Annotated in this window: 15 protein-coding genes; 8 read left to right on the forward strand and 7 right to left on the reverse strand. The window is 70.7% G+C overall.

Annotated features, from left to right (window positions below; translation table 11 throughout):
* Positions 1-14 precede the first annotated feature (14 nt).
* Genes ACFVQG_RS19225 through ACFVQG_RS19240 form a run of 4 tightly spaced genes read right to left on the reverse strand, consistent with a single transcriptional unit; the run spans position 15 to position 4,456 of the window.
* Entirely contained in the window at positions 15-650 is a 636-nt protein-coding gene (locus ACFVQG_RS19225) for an ATP/GTP-binding protein (protein WP_383384199.1), read from the reverse strand.
* Entirely contained in the window at positions 631-1,071 is a 441-nt protein-coding gene (locus ACFVQG_RS19230) for a DUF742 domain-containing protein (RefSeq protein WP_383384201.1), read from the reverse strand. Before ACFVQG_RS19230 ends, ACFVQG_RS19225 begins: the two co-directional genes overlap by 20 nt.
* Positions 1,068-1,574 (reverse strand): roadblock/LC7 domain-containing protein, encoded by a 507-nt coding sequence (locus ACFVQG_RS19235; protein ID WP_383384207.1) that lies wholly within the window; start codon positions 1,572-1,574, stop codon positions 1,068-1,070. The genes ACFVQG_RS19230 and ACFVQG_RS19235 overlap by 4 nt, the downstream gene beginning before the upstream one ends.
* The gene (locus tag ACFVQG_RS19240; protein WP_383384211.1) at positions 1,571-4,456 is read right to left on the reverse strand and encodes a nitrate- and nitrite sensing domain-containing protein; all 2,886 of its coding nucleotides are present in this window, start codon (positions 4,454-4,456) and stop codon (positions 1,571-1,573) included. The genes ACFVQG_RS19235 and ACFVQG_RS19240 overlap by 4 nt, the downstream gene beginning before the upstream one ends.
* Positions 4,457-4,847: 391 nt before the next feature.
* Here ACFVQG_RS19240 and ACFVQG_RS19245 point away from each other — a divergent pair, with 391 nt between their 5' ends.
* Complete coding sequence (locus ACFVQG_RS19245) at positions 4,848-5,636, forward strand: hypothetical protein (RefSeq protein WP_383384216.1); 789 nt, start codon at positions 4,848-4,850, stop codon at positions 5,634-5,636.
* 93 nt (positions 5,637-5,729) lie between these two features.
* On the opposite strand, the gene ACFVQG_RS19250 is transcribed toward ACFVQG_RS19245, so the two are convergent.
* The gene (locus ACFVQG_RS19250; protein WP_383384223.1) at positions 5,730-6,221 is read right to left on the reverse strand and encodes a MarR family winged helix-turn-helix transcriptional regulator; all 492 of its coding nucleotides are present in this window, start codon (positions 6,219-6,221) and stop codon (positions 5,730-5,732) included.
* 233 nt (positions 6,222-6,454) lie between these two features.
* On the opposite strand from ACFVQG_RS19250, the gene ACFVQG_RS19255 reads away from it, so the two are divergent.
* Entirely contained in the window at positions 6,455-7,273 is an 819-nt protein-coding gene (locus ACFVQG_RS19255; RefSeq protein WP_383384226.1) for a lysozyme, read from the forward strand.
* Positions 7,274-7,419: 146 nt separating this feature from the next.
* Here ACFVQG_RS19255 and lon read toward each other — a convergent pair whose 3' ends face one another.
* Positions 7,420-9,834, reverse strand: coding sequence for an endopeptidase La (gene lon, locus ACFVQG_RS19260; RefSeq protein ID WP_383384229.1), 2,415 nt, complete (start codon positions 9,832-9,834; stop codon positions 7,420-7,422).
* A gap of 176 nt (positions 9,835-10,010) precedes the next feature.
* Here lon and ACFVQG_RS19265 point away from each other — a divergent pair, with 176 nt between their 5' ends.
* The 5 genes from ACFVQG_RS19265 (at position 10,011) to ACFVQG_RS19285 (ending at position 17,535) form a co-directional block, all read left to right on the forward strand.
* Entirely contained in the window at positions 10,011-10,661 is a 651-nt protein-coding gene (locus tag ACFVQG_RS19265) for a GNAT family N-acetyltransferase (RefSeq protein WP_383384232.1), read from the forward strand.
* Positions 10,662-10,815: 154 nt separating this feature from the next.
* Positions 10,816-11,493, forward strand: coding sequence for a spermidine synthase (locus ACFVQG_RS19270; protein WP_383384235.1), 678 nt, complete (start codon positions 10,816-10,818; stop codon positions 11,491-11,493).
* A 113-nt stretch (positions 11,494-11,606) separates the two neighbouring features.
* Positions 11,607-12,347: a response regulator transcription factor gene (locus ACFVQG_RS19275; protein WP_383384238.1), complete on the forward strand. Its 741-nt coding sequence runs from the start codon at positions 11,607-11,609 to the stop codon at positions 12,345-12,347.
* Positions 12,344-13,441: a sensor histidine kinase gene (locus ACFVQG_RS19280; protein ID WP_383384242.1), complete on the forward strand. Its 1,098-nt coding sequence runs from the start codon at positions 12,344-12,346 to the stop codon at positions 13,439-13,441. Before ACFVQG_RS19275 ends, ACFVQG_RS19280 begins: the two co-directional genes overlap by 4 nt.
* A gap of 281 nt (positions 13,442-13,722) precedes the next feature.
* Entirely contained in the window at positions 13,723-17,535 is a 3,813-nt protein-coding gene (locus tag ACFVQG_RS19285; RefSeq protein WP_383384245.1) for a multifunctional oxoglutarate decarboxylase/oxoglutarate dehydrogenase thiamine pyrophosphate-binding subunit/dihydrolipoyllysine-residue succinyltransferase subunit, read from the forward strand.
* A 69-nt stretch (positions 17,536-17,604) separates the two neighbouring features.
* On the opposite strand, the gene ACFVQG_RS19290 is transcribed toward ACFVQG_RS19285, so the two are convergent.
* Positions 17,605-17,859, reverse strand: coding sequence for a hypothetical protein (locus tag ACFVQG_RS19290; RefSeq protein ID WP_383384249.1), 255 nt, complete (start codon positions 17,857-17,859; stop codon positions 17,605-17,607).
* Between the two features lie 120 nt (positions 17,860-17,979).
* Between ACFVQG_RS19290 and ACFVQG_RS19295 the strand changes: the two genes are divergently transcribed.
* On the forward strand, positions 17,980-21,546 hold the full coding sequence (locus ACFVQG_RS19295; RefSeq protein WP_383384253.1) for an NACHT domain-containing protein: 3,567 nt from the start codon (positions 17,980-17,982) through the stop codon (positions 21,544-21,546).
* The last annotated feature ends 8 nt before the right edge of the window (positions 21,547-21,554 follow it).

Genomic DNA, 21,554 nt, shown 5'->3' on the forward strand with positions numbered 1-21,554 from the left:
ACGAAGTCCGTCTCCTACTCGGGGGTTTCGTCCAGCGCGTGGCCCACCAGGGCCAGGAGGGTCTCGATCACGGAGATCCTGCGTCGCGCGTCCATGATCATGACAGGTATGTGGGACGGCACCGACAGCGCCTCCCGCACGTCCTCCGGCTCGAACAGTTCACTGCCGTCGAAGTGGTTGACCGCGACCACGTACGGCAGCCCGCAGCTCTCGAAGTAGTCCAGCGCGGGCCAGCTGTCCTTCAGGCGCCGGGTGTCGGCCAGTACGACCGCGCCGATCGCGCCGCGCACCAGGTCGTCCCACATGAACCAGAACCGCTGCTGGCCCGGCGTGCCGAACAGGTAGAGCACCAGGTCGTCGTCGAGCGTGATGCGGCCGAAGTCCATGGCCACGGTGGTGGACAGCTTGCCGGGGGTCGCGGTGAGGTCGTCGGTCTCCTCGCTGGCCTCCGTCATCAGCGCCTCCGTCTGCAGGGGCGTGATCTCGGAGACGGCGGTGACCAGGGTGGTCTTGCCCACGCCGAAGCCACCCGCGATCACGATCTTCGTGGCGACGGGGGCGCGGGTGCGGTCCGTCTGCCACGGCCGCAGTTCCTCGTCCGGCTCGACGGCCGGGGCGACGCCGACGGCGTCAGAGACGGCGGAGTCCACTCAGCACCCTTTCCAGCAGAGCGCGGTCCGGCCGGCCCGTGCCATGGCCGGTTCCGGTGCCGTACACACGGATCTTTCCCTGGTCCGCGAGGTCGCTCAGCAGCACGCGGACCACACCGAGCGGCATCTTCAGCAGCGCGGCGATCTCGGCCACCGTGCGCATACGGCGGCACAGTTCGACGATGGCCCGCATCTCCGGCATCACCCGGGTGCTGAGGGAACCATTCGCCAGTTCCTTGCGCTCCGGCCCGGCGTCCAGCGCGGCGACGGCCTCGGTGGCGCCCACGATGGTCTCCACGAGCAGCACATGGCCGAAGCGGGTCCGGCCGCCGGTGAGCGAGTAGGGACGCACCCGCGCGGGCTTGCGGTCACCGCCGCGGACGGGCAGCTGGGCCCTGCGGTTCCTGGGCGCCGTACTCATCGGCCGCTCCCGGTCGATTCCGCGGACTCCAGCGATTTGCGCAGCTCGCTGCGGAGTTCGGGGGTGAGCACATGTCCGGCGCGGCCGACGAAAAGCGCCATGTGGTACGCCACCACGCTCATGTCGCAGTCCGCGGCGCCGTGCACACCGAGCAGCGAGCCGTCGCTGATCGACATCACGAACAGGCTGCCCTCGTCCATCGCGACCATGGAGTGCTTGACTCCGCCGAACTCCATCAGCTTCGCGGCACCGATGGTGAGGCTGCCGATGCCGGAGACGATGGTGGCCAGGTCGGCGGCGGAGCCGCGCGGGCCGGTGGGGCGGTCCTCCGTGGACTGGCGGGCCGCTTCGTTCCGTCCCGGGTCGGAGGAGAGCAGCAGCAGACCGTCGGAGGAGACGACCGCGACCGAGAGGATGCCGGGCACCTCCTCGACCAGGTTGGTCAGCAGCCAGTGCAGATTGCGGGCTTCACTGCTCAGTCCGAAGGTACTGGGCGCGGTCAACTGCTTGCCTCCTCGACTGTGCCCCCCGTGGCGTTTTCAGCATGTTCGTTGATCTCCGCCTCCACATCACGCCGTCCGGCTTCCGCCCCCCGACGGAAGCCGCCCAGACGGCGCCGGAGCGCGTCGGCGTCGACGGAACCCGACCTCGGCCGTGGTGCCGAGACGGGCGGTGCGATCTTCGGGGTTCGCTTGGGCAGCCCCTTGTCGGTGACCGGGTCGTCCCCCTCGTCGGGGGTGCGGTCGTGGGTGTCGGGGCCGATGGCGTACGGGCTGGGCTGGGCTTCGGGTGCCGGGGCCGCGGGATGTGCGGGGCCTTCCGGCTGCTGGGCTTCGGTGGGGTCTTCGGGTTCTTGCGGCTGCTGGGCTTCGGTGGGTTCTTCGGGGTCCTGCGGCTGCTGGGCTTCGGCGGGTTCGGCGGGTTCCTGCGGCTGCTGGGCTTCGGCGGGTTCGGCGGGTTCGGCGGGCGGCTCCGGAAGGAGGAGTTCCATGGTGGTCTCGGCGAACGTCTCGGGCGCGCCGGGCACCGTGGGCGGTTCGGCTGCCGCCGAGGGCTCCTCGGGGGTCGCCGCCGCCTCCTCCGTACCGTCGGCCTCCTGCGTACCGTCCGTCTCGTCCTGCTCCCGTACGGCCTTCTCCGCCAGCGCCACCAGCGGATCGCCGCCTCCGCTCGCGCGCCCGTGCAGGACGTTGGAGTTGGCCTCGGCGTCGGCGCCCGGGAGGGTGAAGGTGCCGGTGGCGGCCGGGGAGGTGGCGGCCGGGGTCGCGGCGGGCGACGCCGTGGTCAGCAGGGCGTCCGGCAGGACCACGACGGCCGCGACGCCGCCCTGCTTCTGCTCCCGCAACTGCACCCGCACCCCGTGCCGGTGGGCGAGCCGGGCGACGACGTACAGGCCGAGCCCGAGGCCGTCCTCGCCCTCCTGGTCGTAGGGCGTGTCCGGGTCGAAGTCGGTGAGGCGGGCGTTGAGGCGGCTCATCCGCTCGTCGGTCATGCCGATGCCCTCGTCCTGCACCGAGATCATGACCTCGCCGCTCTCCAGCAGCCAGCCGGAGACCTCGACGGGCAGGTCCGGCGGGGAGAACGAGGTGGCGTTCTCCATGAGTTCGGCGAGCAGGTGGGACAGGTCGTCCGCGGCGTACCCGGCGATGTGCGCGTGCGGCGGCAGCGCGGCGATCCGAACCCGCTCGTAGCGCTCGATCTCGCTGACGGCGGCGCGCACGACGTCGACCAGCGGGACCGGCCCGGCGCTCTGCTGGACGTGCTCGGTGCCGGAGAGGACGAGCAGGTTCTCGCTGTGCCGCCGCATGACGGTGGCGAAGTGGTCCAGCTTGAAGAGGGTGGCGAGGCGGTCCGGGTCCTGCTCGCGCTCCTCCAGGCCCTCGATGACGGCGAGCTGGCGCTCCACCAGGCCGAGGGTGCGCAGCGCCAGGTTGACGAAGGTGGAGCCGATGCTGCCGCGCAGCCGCTCCAGCTGGGCGGCGGAGTCGGCGAGTTCGGTGCGCAGGTCCTCGCGGGCGTCGGCCATCTTCTGCCGCTGGCCGACGAGGTGCTTGCGGTCGGACTCCAGGGTGGTGATGCGCTCGTGGAGGGCGGCGGCGTGCGCGTGCAGGGCGTTGACCGAGCGGACGACCTGGGCGAACTCGTCGTTGCGGCCGTTGAACTTCACCGGCTCCTCGGCCGCCGGGTGCTCGGCGCCCGCGAGCCGCGCCGAGCCGATCCGCAGCACGGCGAGCGGGCGGGTGAGGGTGCGGGCCATGGCGGTGGCGATGCCGACGGCGAGCAGCATCAGCGCGCCGAGCACGGCGACGCGGATTTCCAGCGCGGTGACGTCGTCGTCGCGGAGCTGGGCGAGGTCCTTGGCGCGCCGGTCGTAGAGGGCGGACTCGGCGCCGCGCATGGAGTCGATGCGGGCGGTCAGCGCGGCGTCGAGCTTCTCGGCACTGGTGCCGAGTTCGTCGTCGGTGAGGGTGGGCTGGTCGGTGAGGGCGGCGAGGTACTTCTCGGCGGAGTTGACCTCGGGGCCGGTGACCGTGGAGTCGTACGACGTCTTGGCGGCCTTGGGCGCGTTCTCGCGGAAGTCGGCGAGGGCGGCGTCCGAGCGGAGCCGGGCCTGCTGGGCGGCGGCGGTGAGCGCGGCGCGCTGCTTGGCGTCGGCCTCGGAGGTGACGGTGGTCTCGGAGGCGATGCCGGTGATCGGGTCGACGACCGTCTGGGTGGTGCTCGGCACGCTGAGCGCGGCCAGCAGCAGCCCGCGCACGGCGGCGGCCTGCTGGACGGCGGAGTCGAGTTCGGCCAGGGCGTGGTCGCCGGAGCCCGCGCGGGGCGGGGTCTGCTCGGCCAGGTCCTCGGCGAGCTGGTGGAGTTCGGTGATCGTCGCCGAGTAGGCGTCGTGCGCCTGGAGAGCGGTGCTCTTTCCGGTGAGCGCCGCTCTGCGGACGGCGGCGATGCTCTCCAGGTCGGCGCGGAGCGCGGCGGGGGTGTCGGTGTCGGTGCGCAGCTCCTCCACCTGCCGGTCCACGCGGGCGCTGCGCTCCTCGGCGGGCGCCTTGGACTTGGGGCGCCCGGCGGCGATGTACGAGGTGACCTCGTCGCGTTCGTCGGCGAGGGAGTGGGCCAGCACCAGCGCGTCGCGCGTCTGCTCGGCCAGCGTCACCAGCTCCTGGGCGTCGCCCAGTTCGCCGGAGGCGGCGATCACGGAGGGCGCGCCCGCCCCCGCGATGGCCGCGGCCACCACGGTCACGGCCACGATCAGCCGGTTGCGTACATGCGTGGGACGGCCCTTGCCGACAGGGGGCTGCTCCGCGGGGGTGTGCTCCGCGCCCCCTTCGGAGGCCGTCTGCTTGCCTGTGCGCCGAGGCCGCGTCTTCTGCACCGGTGCTCGCATTCCTGACTCGTTACCCATGGGTCCGGGTGAGGCGCCGTCAACTGGTGCGCGTGCCATACCCGGCTGCTGACCGCGGTCGGGCGGAGGGACCCCCACCGGTGACGAACCCTCCCAGTGCCGATGGGCGGTGGTCGCGCATCACCTGACCCGCCACCCGAAGGAGTGAATACCGTGGGGGAGTTGAGGGGCAAGTTTCCACGGCGCGCCCGAGGGGCCTGTGCGGCGGGCCGGTTGGACGTCGGCGGCGGGCTTTGGCAGTATTCGCCGCCACGCCTTGCCGGAGTGCGCCATTCCCTCCCAAAACCGGCAGCTGACCTGCGGTGGTGCGTCGGAACCCGGGCCCTTGCCAGCCTTTCGCGGACGTTGTGAAGGGCTGGTGCAGACTGACCGGATGCGTACGGAACTTGTCTCGGAGCCCGGTGACCCGGCCCGTCCCAACGAGGACTTCGCCGCCGTCGGACTACCCGCGTGCGGACAGGGCGGTTCGCTCGTGGTGCTGGACGGGGTGACACCGCCGACGGGCGCGACGGGCTGTGTGCACTCCGTGCCCTGGTACACCGCCCGCCTCGGTGGCGCGCTGACCGAACTGACCGTTTCACTCCCGGATGTCCCCCTGCCGGACGCCCTTTCCCGGGCGATCACGCGTACCGCCGGGGCCCATGCGCAAACCTGTGACCTTTCTCACCCCCGCACCCCGCAGGCAACCGTCGCCCTGGCCCGCTGGTCACCGGACACCGTCGAGTACCTCCTCCTCGCCGACTCCGCCCTCCTCGTCGAGTCCCCCGACGGCACGGTCACCCCGTACCTGGACGACCGGCTGTCCCGCATCCCCCGTTCCGCCCGCGCCTCGGCGGCGCTGATCGACGCGACCCTGCGCAACAGGGAGGGCGGCTTCTACACCGCCGCCGCGGACGCCTCGGTCGCGGACCACGCGGTGACCGGGATCCTCCCCCGGGCGTACGTCCGCTCCCTCACCGCGCTGACGGACGGGGCGAGCCGCTGGGTGGAGAAGTTCGCCGAGGGCGACTGGGCGCAGTGCCTGGCCCTCGTACGGAAGGAGGGGGCGCGGGCGCTGGTGGAGCGGGTGCGGGTGCTGGAGAGCGCCGACCGGGAGCGGCGGGTGTATCTGGGGGGCAGCAAGACGCACGACGACGCGACGGTGGCACACGTGGAGCTGTGAGGCGCCGGAGCCCTTTCCCGGCCGGGAAAGGGCTCCGGCCGGGAAAGGGCTCCGGGCAGGGAAGGGCCGCGACCAGGGAAGGGCGGGCTCCGGTCACTTCTCCATGCCGCGGTTGAGCTGGTTCAGCAGGCGCGCCAACTCCGCGATCTCGGCCCGGTCCCAGTCGGAGAGCTTCTCGACGTAGCGGGCGCGGCGGGCCACGCGGACGCGCTGGACGCGGGTGCGGCCCTCCTCGGTGAGGTGGACGAGCCAGGCGCGGCCGTCCACCGGGTCGGGCTCCCTGGCCACCAGGCCCAGTTCCTCCAGGGCGCGCAGTTGGCGGGACATGGTGGCCTTGCCGACGCCGATGTAGGCGGCGAGTTCGGTGGCCCGCTGACGGCCGCATTCGTCCAGCCGTACGAGCAGTCCGTACGCGGCGGACTCCAGGTCCGGGTGGACGGCGCGGGCCATCTCGCCCTGGTTGGCGCGGGCCCGGCGCAGGAACACCGTCAGCTCGCGCTCCAGCGCCAGGAACTCCTGGTCTGCACCAGTCGTCGACGCACCGGATACGCCCCGGTGTCCCTCGCCGTTTCCGTCCTCGTGCACGTCAGCACCCCTGCCCGGTTTCCCGTTACTGAAAGTTTCCTTCATGAGCGGCCATCGCCGCAGTTCGGTCAGTATTTCGCAGGCTTAGACCAACGGCAGCTTTCGGAACCCTTCCTTCCGGGTCTTCTACGTGCGTAGCGTCAGGGATGACATGAATGGCATGCACACGCCACTCACCCCACGTCTCTCCCTCCCCCCCCACCGAGCACCACCGCGTCTCAGAGAGGCACGCCATGTCCGTGCGCAGACCCGGAACCACTCGATCCCGCCGCCTCACCCTCGCCGGAATCCTGCTCGCCGCCCTCACCCTCACCCTCACCGCCCCGGCGTCCGCCGCCGACGTCCCGCCCCGGGGCTCCGCCCACATGGGCATGGGCGTGATCCCCCACGACGGCCAGCACGGCACCCCCACCCCCGGCGACGCCACCCAGACCGAGGGCGTCGACGTCAGCAGCCGCCAGGGCAACGTCGCCTGGACCACCCTGTGGAACAGCGGCGTCAAGTGGGCCTACGTCAAGGCGACCGAGGGGACCTACTACACCAACCCCTACTTCGCCCAGCAGTACAACGGCTCCTACAACGTCGGCATGATCCGCGGCGCCTACCACTTCGCCACCCCCGACACCACCAGCGGCGCCGCCCAGGCCAACTACTTCGTCGACCACGGCGGCGGCTGGTCCCGCGACGGCAGGACCCTGCCCGGCGCCCTCGACATCGAGTGGAACCCGTACGGCGCCACCTGCTACGGCAAGTCCCAGAGCGCGATGGTCTCCTGGATCCGCGACTTCCTGAACACCTACAAGGCCCGCACCGGCCGTGACGCCGTGATCTACACGGCCACCAGCTGGTGGACCCAGTGCACCGGCGACTACGGCGGCTTCGCGTCCTACAACCCGCTCTGGATCGCCCGGTACGCCACCACCGTCGGCACGCTTCCGGCGGGCTGGACGTACTACACGATGTGGCAGTACACGTCGACGGGCCCGACCGTCGGTGACCACAACCGGTTCAACGGTGCCCTGGACCGTGTGCAGGCCCTCGCCCTCGGCTGAGACCGGGAACAGGGCGAAGGCCCTCGCCCTCGGCTGAGACCGGGAACAGGGCGAAGGCCCTCGCCCTCGGCTGAGACCGGGGACAGGGCGAAGGCCCGGGCCTCCCTCACGAGAACCCGGGCCTTCACCTCTTCCGGCCGCGTCCGTCACGCCGCGGCCGGAACCCTGCGCTCCGCGCCGTTGACGGCGGGTGTGAGCGCCAGTTCCAGGACCTGGCGGACGTCGGTGACGGCGTGGACGTCGAGCTTGTCCAGCACCTCGGCCGGGACGTCGTCCAGGTCGGGCTCGTTGCGCTTGGGGATGACGACGGTCGTCACGCCCGCGCGGTGGGCGGCGAGCAGCTTCTGCTTCACCCCGCCGATCGGCAGCACCCGGCCGGTCAGCGAGACCTCGCCGGTCATCGCCACGTCCGTGCGGACCAGCCGCCCGGACAGCAGCGACGCCAGGGCCGTCGTCATCGTGACGCCCGCGCTCGGGCCGTCCTTCGGCACCGCCCCCGCCGGGAAGTGGATGTGCACGCCCCGGTCCTTCAGGTCCGCCACCGGCAGCTCCAGCTCGGCGCCGTGCGAGCGCAGGAAGCTCAGCGCGATCTGCGCCGACTCCTTCATCACATCGCCCAGCTGACCGGTCAGGGTCAGCCCCGCCGCGCCCGTCTCCGGGTCGGCAAGGGACGCCTCCACGAAGAGGACGTCACCCCCCGCGCCGGTCACCGCCAGCCCGGTCGCCACACCCGGCACCGCGGTGCGCCGCTCGGCCGGGTCCTGGGCGGACTCGGGTACGTGGTGCGGGCGCCCGATCAGACCCCTCAGATCGTCGGCGGTGACGGTGAACGGCAGCTTCCGGTCGCCCAGTTCGTGCTGGGCCGCGACCTTGCGCAGCAGCCGCGCGATGGACCGCTCCAGGGTGCGGACGCCCGCCTCGCGCGTGTACTCGCCCGCGAGCCTGCGCAGCGCGCTCTCGTCGATGGTCACCTCGTCCTCGTCGAGCCCGGCGCGCTCCAGTTGCCGGGGCAGCAGGTGGTCGCGGGCGATGACGACCTTCTCGTCCTCGGTGTAGCCGTCGAGGCGGACCAGCTCCATACGGTCGAGCAGGGCCTCCGGGATGGCCTCCAGGACGTTGGCGGTGGCGAGGAAGACCACGTCGGACAGGTCGAGTTCGACCTCCAGGTAGTGGTCGCGGAAAGTGTGGTTCTGCGCCGGGTCCAGGACTTCGAGGAGCGCCGCCGCCGGGTCGCCGCGGAAGTCGGAGCCGACCTTGTCGATCTCGTCGAGCAGCACCACCGGGTTCATCGACCCGGCCTCCTTGATGGCCCGCACGATCCGGCCGGGCAGCGCGCCGACGTACGTACGGCGGTGGCCGCGGATCTCGGCCTCGTCGCGGACGCCGCCGAGGGCGACGCGGACGAACTTGCGGCCCATGGCGTGCGCCACGGACTCGCCGAGGCTGGTCTTGCCGACGCCGGGCGGTCCGACGAGCGCCAGCACGGCACCGCCGCGCCGCCCGCCGACGATCCCCAGGCCCCGCTCGGCACGCCGCTTGCGTACCGCAAGGTACTCGGTGATCCGCTCCTTCACGTCCTCCAGACCGGCGTGCTCGGCGTCGAGCACGCGCTGGGCGCCCTGGATGTCGTACTCGTCCTGGGTGCGCTCGTTCCACGGGATCTCCAGGACCGTGTCCAGCCAGGTACGGATCCAGCCGCCCTCGGGGGACTGGTCGGAGGAGCGCTCCAGCTTGTCGACCTCCTTGAGCGCGGCCTCGCGGACCTTCTCGGGCAGGTCGGCGGCCTCGACGCGGGCGCGGTAGTCGTCGGACTCCTCGCCCTCGCTCTCGCCGTTCAGCTCGCGCAGTTCCTTGCGGACCGCTTCCAGCTGACGGCGCAGCAGGAACTCGCGCTGCTGCTTGTCGACGCCCTCCTGGACGTCCTTGGCGATGGTCTCGGCGACGTCCTGCTCGGCGAGGTGGTCGCGCAGTTGCTGGGTGGCGAGGCGGAGGCGGGCGACCGGGTCGGAGGTCTCCAGCAGCTCCACCTTCTGCTCGGTGGTCAGGAAGGGCGAGTAACCGGAGTTGTCGGCGAGGGCGGACACGTCGTCGATGGCCTGCACCCGGTCGACGACCTGCCAGGCGCCGCGCTTCTTCAGCCAGGCGACGGCGAGGGCCTTGTACTCCTTCACCAGTTCGGTGACCTGGCCGGGCAGCGGGTCGGGTACGGCCTCGGCGATCCTGGTGCCCTCGACCCACAGCGCCGCGCCGGGCCCGGTGGTCCCGGCACCGATCCGTACCCGGCCGCGCCCGCGGATCAGGGCGCCCGGGTCACCGTCGGCCAGTCGGCCGACCTGCTCGACCGTGCCGAGGACGCCGGTACGCGCGTAGGTCCCGTCGACGCGTGGCACCAGCAGCACCTTGGGCTTTCCGGGTTCGGTCCGGGCGGCGGCCTGTGCGGCCTCCACCGCGGCTCGCACCTCGGAGTCGCTCAGGTCCAGCGGGACCACCATTCCGGGCAGCACGACCTCGTCGTCGAGCGGCAGCACGGGCAGGGCGAGCGGTGTGGACTCAGCAGCCATGATCTCCCCTTAGGCAGTCAAGTTGAGCTATGCCGACTCAATGCCCCGCGGTCCTTGAATGTTCCCGGACTTCGGCGGCGTTCGCTGTGGGCGATCACACGGGCGGCTGGGCGTGGCTCCGCATACGGTCAGGGCAGTAATAGCCAATCTTGAGGATCACCCCTTACGGAGGGATCATGGAGAACGTCGTACGCGCCTGGGTGGACGGCTGGGTCGTGTCACGCGGGGCGGCCCCGCCGCAGGTCGAGCCCTGGGGCTGGACCATCGACGTCGGCCAGACCGAGCACGTCACCCGCCATGTCCTCGCCGCGACCGACGACGTCCAGGAGGAGACCGTCCGCAAGGTGGCCGCCTCGGTGACCGGGACCGGGGTGTGGCTGAAGGTCTTCGAGGACCCCACCAGGACCGCGGGCTGGCTCGGCGACGGCTGGTGGACCGACCCGGAACCCGGCTACCTGATGACCCTCCGCCTCCCGACCCCCACCCCCGCCGCGCCCAGCGTCCCCGAGGGCTTCCGACTGCGCGTCTGGACCCGCGGTGGCGTCACACGCGTGCTCCTCGCCGCCCCCGACGGCTCCCTGGCCGCCCGCGGCCAACTCGCCACCACCGGCGCGACGGCGGTCGTCGACCAGATGGAGACGGCCCCATCCCACCGCCGCAAGGGCCTCGGCGCCCAGGTGATGCGCACCCTGCACCACAGCGCGGCCGAACAGGGCGCGGAGACGGCGGTACTGGCCGGAACCCCGGCCGGACGGGCGCTGTACGAACACCTGGGGTGGCGGGTGACGGCCCCGCTGACCTCGGCGAAGTTCACGGGGCGGACCTAGGAACGCGACGGCTCGCACCGCCCGGCCGCCGGACGGCTGAGCACCGTACGGCCCAGGGACGCCGCCGTCGGCGCCGCACCCCCGCCCGCCCCCTCCCCGCCGCCTGTTCGTCATTTCGTCAACAAGCGGTGAACGCCAGTGTCAGGATGGCCCCATGGCCACCGCATACGACATCCCCGAAGTCCTGGACCGGCGCGAGGGCCGCTACGGCGAGGTCGTGCTGCGCCGTCATGGTGCGCTGCTTCAGATCATCGCCAACGGCTGCTTCCTGATGGACACGTCGGACGGCCGCTCGGAGCGGCTGCTGGTCGACGCCGCGCTCGGCGCGCTGGACGGACGCCCCGGCCCCGAGGTGCTCATCGGTGGACTCGGCGTCGGATTCTCACTCGCACATGCCACGGGCAACCCGCGTTGGGGCCGGATCACGGTGGTGGAGCGGGAGCGTGCCGTCATCGACTGGCACGTCGACGGGCCACTGTCGGCACTCTCGCGCGAGGCGCTCGCCGACCCGCGCGTCCACATCGTCGAGGCGGATCTGATCGATTACGTCAATGAGACATCCGCCACTTTCGACGCGCTGTGCCTCGACATCGACAACGGCCCCGACTGGACCGTCACGGAGGCCAACGACAACCTCTACTCACCCGCCGGACTGGCAGGCTGCACAAGGGCTTTGAGGCCTGGCGGGGTGCTTGCCGTATGGTCCGCCAAGCCCTCCCCGGAATTTGAAGGAACCTTGTGGAATGCCGGATTCCAACAAGTGCGTACCGAAGAGATCCCCGTTGCCCGGGGCGTTCCGGACGTCATTCATCTCGGCGTCCGACCTGGATAGCCGAGCCATGGTGACTCCCCGTACCCTGCTTGCCTGACGCCGATCATTCAAGCGTCAAGCGCAGTCATGGGATCACCCCACGGATTCCGGAAAGCACACTTCAGGGGCGGGCGATGGAGCAGACACACACCTCCCACAACGGCACGGCGGCGACCACTCCCGGGGCACAGCGCCGGGTGCTGGTGGTCGAGGACGACGCGACGATCGTCGACGCCATCGCGGCCCGTCTGCGCGCCGAGGGATTTCTCGTACAGACCGCGGGGGACGGCCCCGCGGCCGTCGACACCGCCGAGGCATGGCAGCCCGACCTGCTGATCCTCGACATCATGCTGCCCGGCTTCGACGGCCTGGAGGTCTGCCGCCGCGTGCAGGCCGCGCGCCCGGTGCCGGTGCTGATGCTCACCGCGCGCGACGACGAGACGGACATGCTCGTCGGCCTCGGCGTCGGCGCCGACGACTACATGACCAAGCCGTTCTCCATGCGGGAGCTGGCCGCCCGGGTGCACGTCCTGCTGCGCCGGGTGGAGCGCGCCGCGCTGGCCGCGACGACCCCGCGCAGCGGCATCCTGCGCCTGGGCGAGCTGGAGATCGACCACGCGCAGCGCAGGGTGCGGGTGCGCAGCGAGGACGTCCACCTCACGCCCACCGAGTTCGACCTGCTGGTCTGCCTGGCGAACACCCCGCGCGCGGTGCTCTCGCGCGAGCAGCTCCTCGCCGAGGTGTGGGACTGGGCGGACGCCTCCGGCACCCGGACCGTCGACAGCCACATCAAGGCACTGCGCCGGAAGATCGGCGCCGAGCGGATCCGCACGGTGCACGGCGTCGGGTACGCCCTGGAGACGCCGACGCCATGAGCGACGGACGGTGGAGCCCGGGAGGCCCCTGGGGCGGGGTGCGCCCGTTCTCCATCAAGACCAAGCTGGGCGCGCTGGTCGTCGTCTCGGTGCTGATCGCCACGGGCCTGGCCATGATCGCGGTGCGCACCAAGACGGAGCTGCGGTTCATCACCATCTTCTCGATGATCGCCACCCTGCTGATCACGCAGTTCGTGGCGCACTCGCTCACCGCGCCGCTGGACGAGATGAACGCCGTGGCCCGGTCCATCTCACACGGGGACTACACCCGCCGGGTGCGCGAGAACCGCCGGGACGAGCTGCGGGACCTGGCGATCACCATCAACCGCATGGCCGACGAGTTGGAGGCGCAGGACCGCCAGCGAAAGGAGCTGGTCGCGAACGTCTCCCATGAGCTGCGCACCCCCATCGCGGGGCTACGCGCGGTGCTGGAGAACGTCGTCGACGGCATCGCCGAGGCCGACCCCGAGACCATGCGCACCGCGCTCAAGCAGACGGAGCGGCTCGGTCGGCTGGTGGAGACGCTGCTCGACCTGTCGCGCCTGGACAACGGCGTCGTACCGCTGAAGCAGCGGCGGTTCGAGGTGTGGCCGTACCTCTCGGGCGTGCTGAAGGAGGCCAACATGGTCGCGTCGGCACGCGCGGGCATCGCCTCCGGATCCGGCAGCCACACCCGCACCGACGTCCATCTGAGCCTGGACGTGCACCCGCCGGAGCTGGTCGCGCACGCCGATCCGGAGCGGATCCACCAGGTCATGGCCAACCTGATCGACAACGCGGTCAAGCACAGCCCGCCGCACGGCAAGGTGACGGTGAAGGCCCGGTCCGGGGCCTGGCCGGGCTCGCTGGAGCTGGAGGTCCTCGACGAGGGCCCCGGCATTCCGCGCTCGGAGTGGCACCGGGTGTTCGAGCGGTTCAACCGGGGCGCGGCGAAGCGTCCGCACGACCCCGGCAGCGACGGCGGCACGGGGCTCGGTCTGGCGATCGCCCGGTGGGCGGTGGACCTGCACGGCGGCAAGATCGGCGTGGCCGAATCCGAGCGGGGCTGCCGGATCCTGGTCACCCTTCCGGGCCTGTCATCTGTGCCAAGTTGACGTAAAGTGCGAAGCGGAGCCACAAGATCCATGGGTGTCCGCGCTGACGGACACGTGTGATCAGGCAGAGGCCCGCGTCCCGTGCGCGCCGGGCCGGGATCGACGTACCCGTTTCACACCGAAACCCCGCTTGTTTCCCGCCATTGTCGGCCCCGAAACACCGTGTTCGATGTGACTTACACGACGATGAACCGGCCCGGCCTGACCTTCTCGGCCATGGAGGCGTAGCCTTTATTCCCGCTGTCCATCACCTTGTGAAGCGGAAGAGGGCGGTTGCCGCCGTGTCGCCACAGTCCCCCAGTAACGCATCGAGCATCTCGACCGACGCAGACCAAGCGGGCAAGAATCCCGCTGCCGCGTTCGGTCCGAACGAGTGGCTCGTCGACGAGATCTATCAGCAGTACCTCCAGGACCCGAATTCGGTAGACCGCGCCTGGTGGGACTTCTTCGCCGACTACAAGCCGGGAGCGCCCGCGTCCCCGGCTCCGGCGGGTACCGCGGCCACGGGGGCCACGGACACCACCACCGCTCCGGCCGCCCAGGCCCCGGCTGCTCCGGCTCCGGCTGCTCCGGCCCCGGCCGCCCAGGCCCCTGCCCCGGCGCCCGCCGCCCCGGCTCCGGCTCCGGCCCAGCCCGCCGCCCCGGCCGCCAAGCCCGCCGCTGCCGCCCCGGCGCAGCCCACCGCCGCCGCGAAGCCGAAGGCCGCGCCCGCCGCCGAGGCCACCGAGGGCCCCGAGCTGGTGACCCTGCGCGGCCCGTCCGCCGCCGTGGCGAAGAACATGGACGCCTCCCTGGAGATGCCCACGGCCACGTCCGTGCGCGCCGTCCCGGTGAAGCTGCTGTTCGACAACCGCATCGTCATCAACAACCACCTCAAGCGCGCCCGCGGCGGGAAGATCTCCTTCACGCACCTCATCGGGTACGCGATGGTGCAGGCCATCAAGGCCATGCCGGCGATGAACTGGTCCTTCCAGACCAAGGACGGCAAGCCCACCCTCGTCAAGCCGGAGCACGTCAACCTCGGCCTCGCCATCGACCTGGTGAAGCCGAACGGCGACCGCCAGCTGGTCGTCGCGGCCATCAAGAAGGCCGAGACGCTGAACTTCTTCGAGTTCTGGCAGGCCTACGAGGACATCGTCCGCCGCGCCCGCGACAACAAGCTGACGATGGCCGACTTCACCGGTGTCACGGTCTCCCTGACCAACCCCGGCGGCCTCGGCACCGTCCACTCGGTGCCGCGCCTGATGCCCGGCCAGTCCGTCATCATGGGCGTCGGCGCCATGGACTACCCGGCGGAGTTCCAGGGCACCTCCCAGGACACCCTGAACAAGCTCGGCATCTCCAAGGTCATGACGCTCACGTCGACGTACGACCACCGGGTGATCCAGGGCGCGGCCTCCGGCGAGTTCCTCCGCCAGGTCGCCAACCTGCTCCTCGGCGAGAACGGCTTCTACGACGACATCTTCGAGGCGCTGCGCATCCCCTACGAGCCGGTCCGCTGGCTCAAGGACATCGACGCCTCCCACGACGACGACGTCACCAAGGCCGCCCGCGTCTTCGAGCTGATCCACTCCTACCGGGTCCGCGGCCACGTCATGGCCGACACCGACCCGCTGGAGTACCGCCAGCGCAAGCACCCGGACCTCGACATCGTCGAGCACGGGCTGACGCTGTGGGACCTGGAGCGCGAGTTCGCCGTCGGCGGCTTCGCGGGCAAGTCGATGATGAAGCTGCGCGACATCCTCGGCGTGCTGCGCGACTCGTACTGCCGCACCACCGGCATCGAGTTCATGCACATCCAGGACCCCAAGCAGCGCAAGTGGATCCAGGACCGCGTCGAGCGCCCGCACGCCAAGCCGGAGCGCGAGGAGCAACTGCGCATCCTCCGCCGCCTGAACGCGGCGGAAGCGTTCGAGACCTTCCTGCAGACGAAGTACGTCGGCCAGAAGCGCTTCTCCCTGGAGGGCGGCGAGTCCGTCATCCCGCTGCTGGACGCGGTGCTGGACTCGGCCGCCGAGTCCCGCCTGGACGAGGTCGTCATCGGCATGGCCCACCGGGGCCGCCTGAACGTGCTCGCCAACATCGTCGGCAAGTCGTACGCGCAGATCTTCCGTGAGTTCGAGGGCAACCTCGACCCGAAGTCGATGCACGGCTCCGGCGACGTGAAGTACCACCTGGGCGCCGAGGGCACCTTCACCGGCCTCGACGGCGAGCAGATCAAGGTCAACCTGGTCGCGAACCCCTCCCACCTGGAGGCCGTCGACCCGATCCTGGAGGGCGTCGCCCGCGCCAAGCAGGACATCATCAACAAGGGCGGTACGGACTTCACGGTCCTGCCGATCGCGATCCACGGCGACGCGGCCTTCGCGGGCCAGGGCGTGGTGGCCGAGACCCTGAACATGTCGCAGCTGCGCGGCTACCGCACCGGCGGCACGGTCCACGTCGTCATCAACAACCAGGTCGGCTTCACGGCCGCCCCGGAGTCCTCGCGCTCGTCGATGTACGCGACGGACGTGGCGCGGATGATCGAGGCCCCGATCTTCCACGTGAACGGCGACGACCCGGAGGCCGTGGTCCGCGTGGCCCGCCTGGCCTTCGAGTTCCGCCAGGCGTTCAACAAGGACGTGGTGATCGACCTCATCTGCTACCGCCGCCGCGGTCACAACGAGTCGGACAACCCGGCCTTCACCCAGCCGCTGATGTACGACCTGATCGACAAGAAGCGCTCGGTGCGCAAGCTCTACACCGAGTCCCTCATCGGTCGCGGCGACATCACCCTGGAAGAGGCCGAGCAGGCGCTCCAGGACTACCAGGGCCAGCTGGAGAAGGTCTTCACCGAGGTCCGCGAGGCCACCTCGCAGCCCGCCGCGGTGCAGACCCCGGACACCCAGGCCGAGTTCCCGGTCGCGGTGAACACCGCGGTGTCCGCGGAGATCGTCAAGCGGATCGCCGAGTCCCAGGTCAACATCCCCGACCACATCACCGTCCACCCGCGGCTGCTGCCGCAGCTCCAGCGCCGGGCGGCGATGGTCGAGGACGGCACGATCGACTGGGGCATGGGCGAGACCCTCGCGGTCGGCTCCCTCCTCCTGGAGGGCGTCCCGGTCCGGCTGTCCGGCCAGGACTCCCAGCGCGGCACGTTCGGCCAGCGGCACGCGGTCATCATCGACCGCGAGACCGGCGAGGAGCACACCCCGCTCCTCTACCTGTCGGAGGACCAGGCCCGCTACAACGTCTACAACTCCCTGCTCTCCGAGTACGCGGTGATGGGCTTCGAGTACGGCTACTCGCTGGCCCGCCCGGACGCGCTGGTGATGTGGGAGGCGCAGTTCGGCGACTTCGTCAACGGCGCGCAGACGGTCGTGGACGAGTTCATCTCCTCCGCCGAGCAGAAGTGGGGCCAGACGAGCGGCGTCGTGCTCCTGCTCCCGCACGGCTACGAGGGCCAGGGCCCGGACCACTCCTCGGCCCGTATCGAGCGCTTCCTCCAGCTGTGCGCGCAGAACAACATGACGGTCGCGATGCCGACCTCGCCGTCGAACTACTTCCACCTCCTGCGGTGGCAGGTGCACAACCCGCACCACAAGCCGCTGGTCGTCTTCACCCCGAAGTCGATGCTGCGCCTCAAGGCCGCGGCGGCGAAGGCGGAGGAGTTCACCACGGGCCAGTTCCGCCCGGTCATCGGCGACACGTCGGTGGACCCGGCCGCGGTGCGCAAGGTCGTCTTCTGCTCCGGCAAGGTCTACTACGACCTGGAGGCCGAGCGGCAGAAGCGCGGCGTCACGGACACCGCGATCCTCCGCATCGAGCGCCTGTACCCGCTGGCGGGAGCCGAGATCCAGGCGGAGATCGCCAAGTACCCGAACGCCGAGAAGTACCTGTGGGCCCAGGAGGAACCGGCGAACCAGGGTGCCTGGCCGTTCATCGCCCTCAACCTGATCGACCACCTGGACCTGGCGGTCGGCGCCGACGTCCCGCACGGCGAGCGCCTGCGCCGCATCTCCCGCCCGCACTCGTCGTCCCCGGCCGTGGGCTCGGCGAAGCGCCACCAGGCGGAGCAGGAGCAGCTGGTGCGCGAGGTGTTCGAGGCGTGAGCCGCGACTGACCACGCGCGCGAGAAGGTCCGGCCCGGGTGCTCCCCGGGCCGGACCTTCTTGCTTCCCCTACGGACTGCGCGGTCTGCGCCGCCCGGTCGATACCGTCCGCCCGGCCGCCTCCAACTGGGCGCAGGCCCGTACGACGGCGGCCCGGTGCTCGCTCACCGAGCCGATGACGGCCAGCCGGGTCCGCTCGGTGTGCTCCTCCTCCTTGCGGACGGCGGTGCGGTGGGCGATCCAGGCACGGGCCAGCGCGGTGCCCGCGCCGACCAGGACGAGGACGACGGCGAGCAGGGGGTCGGCTACGGCGATCGGCGGCATGGGACTCAACTCCTCCTCAGAGCCCCGGGTTTCGGGGACACAACCACTCTGGAAGCCGCCGGAAGTTTCCCTCTACTCTGGGAAACTGCGGGAAACTCCGACCGTACGTGAGGGTGGGCCATGAGCGGGGGACGGCCGCCGAAGGGCGACCAGCAGCGCCATCCCGAGCTGGAGGAACTGGCGGACTGGTTCCAAGCGGCGATAGCGGCAAAAGGCTTCACCACCCTCAACTCCGTCGTGCGTGCCGAACTGGCCCACAGGAACGTGGTGTACGGCATCAACAACGCCACCCGCCTGTTCCGACTGGAGCAGGTCAAGTCGTACGCCCTGGCCTTGGGCCGTGACCCGGCCTCGGTGGAACCAGTGTGGGTCCGCGCCAAGGAGGCCATGGACCGGGCGGCCGATGCCGCGCGGTGGGCCGAGCAGCCGCGGCTGACCACGTGGGCGGAGCTTCCCGAGCCGAGCCTGTCGCTGAAGACCCTCCTGGACGCCCAGGCCCGGGCGGTGGAGCGGCTGCCGTACGACATGATGAAGGTGGAGGAGCCACCGCTGTCGGCGGTGTACGTACGGCAGCGGGTACGCGCGCTCCGCGAGAGCACACCGGAGACGGCGGCCTACCCCGGCGGGGACGGCCCAGGTGAGGCGGACCATGGAGCCGAGCCGGTGGGGATCGAGGCACGGATGCCCGTCGCGGAGGCGTTCGCCCGGCACGAGCATCTGCTGATCACCGGAGAACCCGGCGCGGGCAAGTCGACGCTCACCAGCCATCTGGCGTCGACTTTGGCACGCATCTGGCTGCGCCAGGAGACCAGTCTGTCGGCGCCCCTGTCCGAACCCGTGTTACCGGTGCGGGTCGCCGCCCATGCCCTGGTCGGCGAGTCGGAATCGCTGAGCGCCGCCCTACACCGCGCGGTGCGCCGCGGCATGGGGCTCAGTCTGGTGGCGGACCCCGCCCCCTGGCTCTTTCAGGACCGGGTGCATGGCGCCCGCTGGCTGGTGCTGCTGGACGGGCTGGACGAGATCACCGACCGGGACGCGCGCAGGGCCGTCATCAAGGCGATCGCCCAGCACACGCTTGGGGACGGCAACTACCGCTTCGTCATCACCAGTCGGCCGCTTCCGGACTCCGAGCTGCTGCCGCTGCGGACCACGTCGCTCGGTGAGTACATTGTGGAGCCGTTCGGTGACAAGGAACTGCGCGAGTTCGCCACCCGATGGTTCACCGCCCAGTTCGGCGCGGGAGAACGGGAACGGGCCGCCACCCAGCGTTTCCTCAAGGAAACCGAGGACAGCCGTCTGCGTGAGCTGGTGCGCAATCCGCTCCTGGCCACCATCGCGGCCGTGAACGCCACGGTGAATCCCGACCGCCCACTGCCCACCAACCGCGTCAGTCTCTACCAGAGTTTCCTCATCCGGCTGCTCGACCAGGGGACATCCGACGCCCGGACGGGGCGCAGCGCACTGCTACGGCGGTTCCGGGATGATCCCGACCGGCTGGAACTGCATCTGTGGCTGGAGCGGAACAAACGCGAAGCACTGCGGGTGCTGGGCCGTCACCGGTTGGAGCAGGACGGGTCCCTCGTCGAGGCCGCGATGGACTGGGTCCGGCAGCAAGCACCCACCCTGGTCGACCGGCTGCCCGAATGGCAGGAGGACCTACCCGACTTCCTGCGCGGTACCGGGCTGCTCGTCGGTGTGGAGGACGGATACCGCTTCCTGCACCACTCGTTCGCCGAGTACTTCGCCGCGGAGGCCTACGTGGCCGAGGTGCCACCCGACTTCCCGGACCCCGAGGAATGGTTCTGGCGAGCCGCCCGCGCCAAGGACCAGACACTTCCGGTGTTCGTCCTCTGCTTGTGGGCTAACCGGCCGGACTGTGATCCGGACCTCCTGGCGGAACGCCTGCTGACGGGGACAACCGGAGGCCACCGGCGCTCACTGCTGGGCGGTCTGCTGCTGGCGGAAGGTGTCCGCTTCACCGACTCCCACGCGCGTCAGGTAGTGGAGCGGTTGCTGCTCATCGGCACCTGCTGCTGGGACAAGGAGCACCAGACCGAGGCGTTTCGAATGCTGGGCGGTCTCGGTCATGTGCCCGGGCTCGCCGAGGGCCTCCAGGATCTCGCTCGGTCGGTGCGTCAGACGACTAGAGCCCGCTTGCAGGCCGTTCAGGCGTTCAGCGGGTTCGGATCAGCCGAGGTGGCGACCGGCCTTCTGATCGAGGTGCTGGGCGGTGTGCGCTACGAGATAGAGAGAGCCGCCGACATCGCGTGTGGTCTGGGGCAGGAAGCAAGGGACGCGGTGCGGTGCCGCGCCCTGCGCATCACGGCGGATCCGGAATACTCCTGGCTCTTGGGCTACGTGGTCAACGCCCTGGCCAAGCTGGACGCGTCCGGCGACGTGGCACGACTCGCGCCCGTTGCGCTCTCCGACCACTCGGTGGGGCCTGGCACGGTCCGCAAGGTTTCCGAGGCATGGCTCACCTCCGCGCCCGAATCGGCGCCACAGGTGGCCGGGTCGATCGTCGAACTGATCCTCGCTCGACCAGCCTGGGACGTCTTCAGCTACCAGGCCGCGGGGGAAGTGCTGGAGAAGTTCGGTGAATCATCGGCCGCCGCCCGCATCGCCCGGCGTCTGCTCGCGGACGACCAACTGTGGCACCACCCGCTGAAGTGGGCAACCGAGGCCCTGACGAAAGTGGAGGGCGACGAGGCCCGTCCAGTCCTCGCCGAAGCCCTGGCACGCAGTACTCCCGACAGCGGTCAGTCCCCTTGGATACCAGCCCACCTGCACTCGGCTCTGGCCGACCAGGGCTTCCCCAAGGAGGCTGCCGCATGGGCCCGGGACATGCTCTGTGACTCCCACTGGTCGCTTGGTCACTCGGAGCACCCGGTGGCCACCTGGCTGAAGGCCGAAGGTCTCTCGGCCGTGGACTCCGTGATGAATCTGACGCGTCGGGGCCACCGAGTCCTCCCGTACCACCGGGCCGCGATGGCGCAGGCCCTCCTCGACGCAGGTGCGCGAGACGAGGCGGAGGAGATCGCCGACCTCGCGATGCGCACCCCGCACTGCCTGGTGAGAGGTTACGAGGTGGCCGCCCGGCTCCTCATCAAGGTGCGAGGTGTCGGGGCCATCGAGAGGATGCTGGAGCACTGGCGGTCGACCACCGCGCTGGGCATGAACAGCGACTGGCTGGAAGGGGTACGCAAAGCACTTCCCGAGTGCGAGGAGCAATGGCACACGGTGCTGCCGCAGATCGGTGAACTGGGTCGCAGCCTCGTCACACTGCCTTCCGCGAGAGGCGACGACATCATGAGCGGCTTCCGGCTACTGCTCTCCGTCGAGGGCGCCGAGGCCGTGCCTCTCGTGGTGCGCACGGCGACCGGCGCCAGTTGGCTGACGTGGGAGAACACCCGGGAACTGGCGTCTTTGTGCCTGACTCTCCACCGACGCCAGGCCGCGCTCTCGCTCTGGCACCACATTCTGCGGAACAACGACCCCGACTTCGTCCTCCCCACCCTGGTGGACATGGGGGACGCTGAGGCGACCGCAGAAGCCGTTCGGTGGATCGAGGAGTTCCTCACCGACGACACACTTCCGGACTTCCGGGCCTACCGCCTCCGGCAACTACTCGCCTGGCTCCGCGAGGGCGACCGGAGCCGTGCGACGACGCCGTCCGCCATTACGTAGGCTGTTGC

This window comes from Streptomyces sp. NPDC057877, from assembly GCF_042796855.1.
In the GTDB taxonomy this organism is placed as follows: Bacteria; Actinomycetota; Actinomycetes; order Streptomycetales; family Streptomycetaceae; genus Streptomyces.

Excerpts from the sequence above, each read along its gene's own strand:
- ACFVQG_RS19230 (WP_383384201.1), bottom strand. The coding sequence starts at position 1,071 with ATGAGTACGGCGCCCAGGAACCGCAGGGCCCAGCTGCCCGTCCGCGGC.
- ACFVQG_RS19240 (WP_383384211.1), bottom strand. The coding sequence starts at position 4,456 with ATGCGAGCACCGGTGCAGAAGACGCGGCCTCGGCGCACAGGCAAGCAG.
- ACFVQG_RS19245 (WP_383384216.1), top strand. The coding sequence starts at position 4,848 with ATGCGTACGGAACTTGTCTCGGAGCCCGGTGACCCGGCCCGTCCCAAC.
- ACFVQG_RS19255 (WP_383384226.1), top strand. The coding sequence starts at position 6,455 with ATGTCCGTGCGCAGACCCGGAACCACTCGATCCCGCCGCCTCACCCTC.
- lon (WP_383384229.1), bottom strand. The coding sequence starts at position 9,834 with ATGGCTGCTGAGTCCACACCGCTCGCCCTGCCCGTGCTGCCGCTCGAC.
- ACFVQG_RS19265 (WP_383384232.1), top strand. The coding sequence starts at position 10,011 with ATGGAGAACGTCGTACGCGCCTGGGTGGACGGCTGGGTCGTGTCACGC.
- ACFVQG_RS19270 (WP_383384235.1), top strand. The coding sequence starts at position 10,816 with ATGGCCACCGCATACGACATCCCCGAAGTCCTGGACCGGCGCGAGGGC.
- ACFVQG_RS19275 (WP_383384238.1), top strand. The coding sequence starts at position 11,607 with ATGGAGCAGACACACACCTCCCACAACGGCACGGCGGCGACCACTCCC.
- ACFVQG_RS19280 (WP_383384242.1), top strand. The coding sequence starts at position 12,344 with ATGAGCGACGGACGGTGGAGCCCGGGAGGCCCCTGGGGCGGGGTGCGC.
- ACFVQG_RS19290 (WP_383384249.1), bottom strand. The coding sequence starts at position 17,859 with ATGCCGCCGATCGCCGTAGCCGACCCCCTGCTCGCCGTCGTCCTCGTC.
- ACFVQG_RS19295 (WP_383384253.1), top strand. The coding sequence starts at position 17,980 with ATGAGCGGGGGACGGCCGCCGAAGGGCGACCAGCAGCGCCATCCCGAG.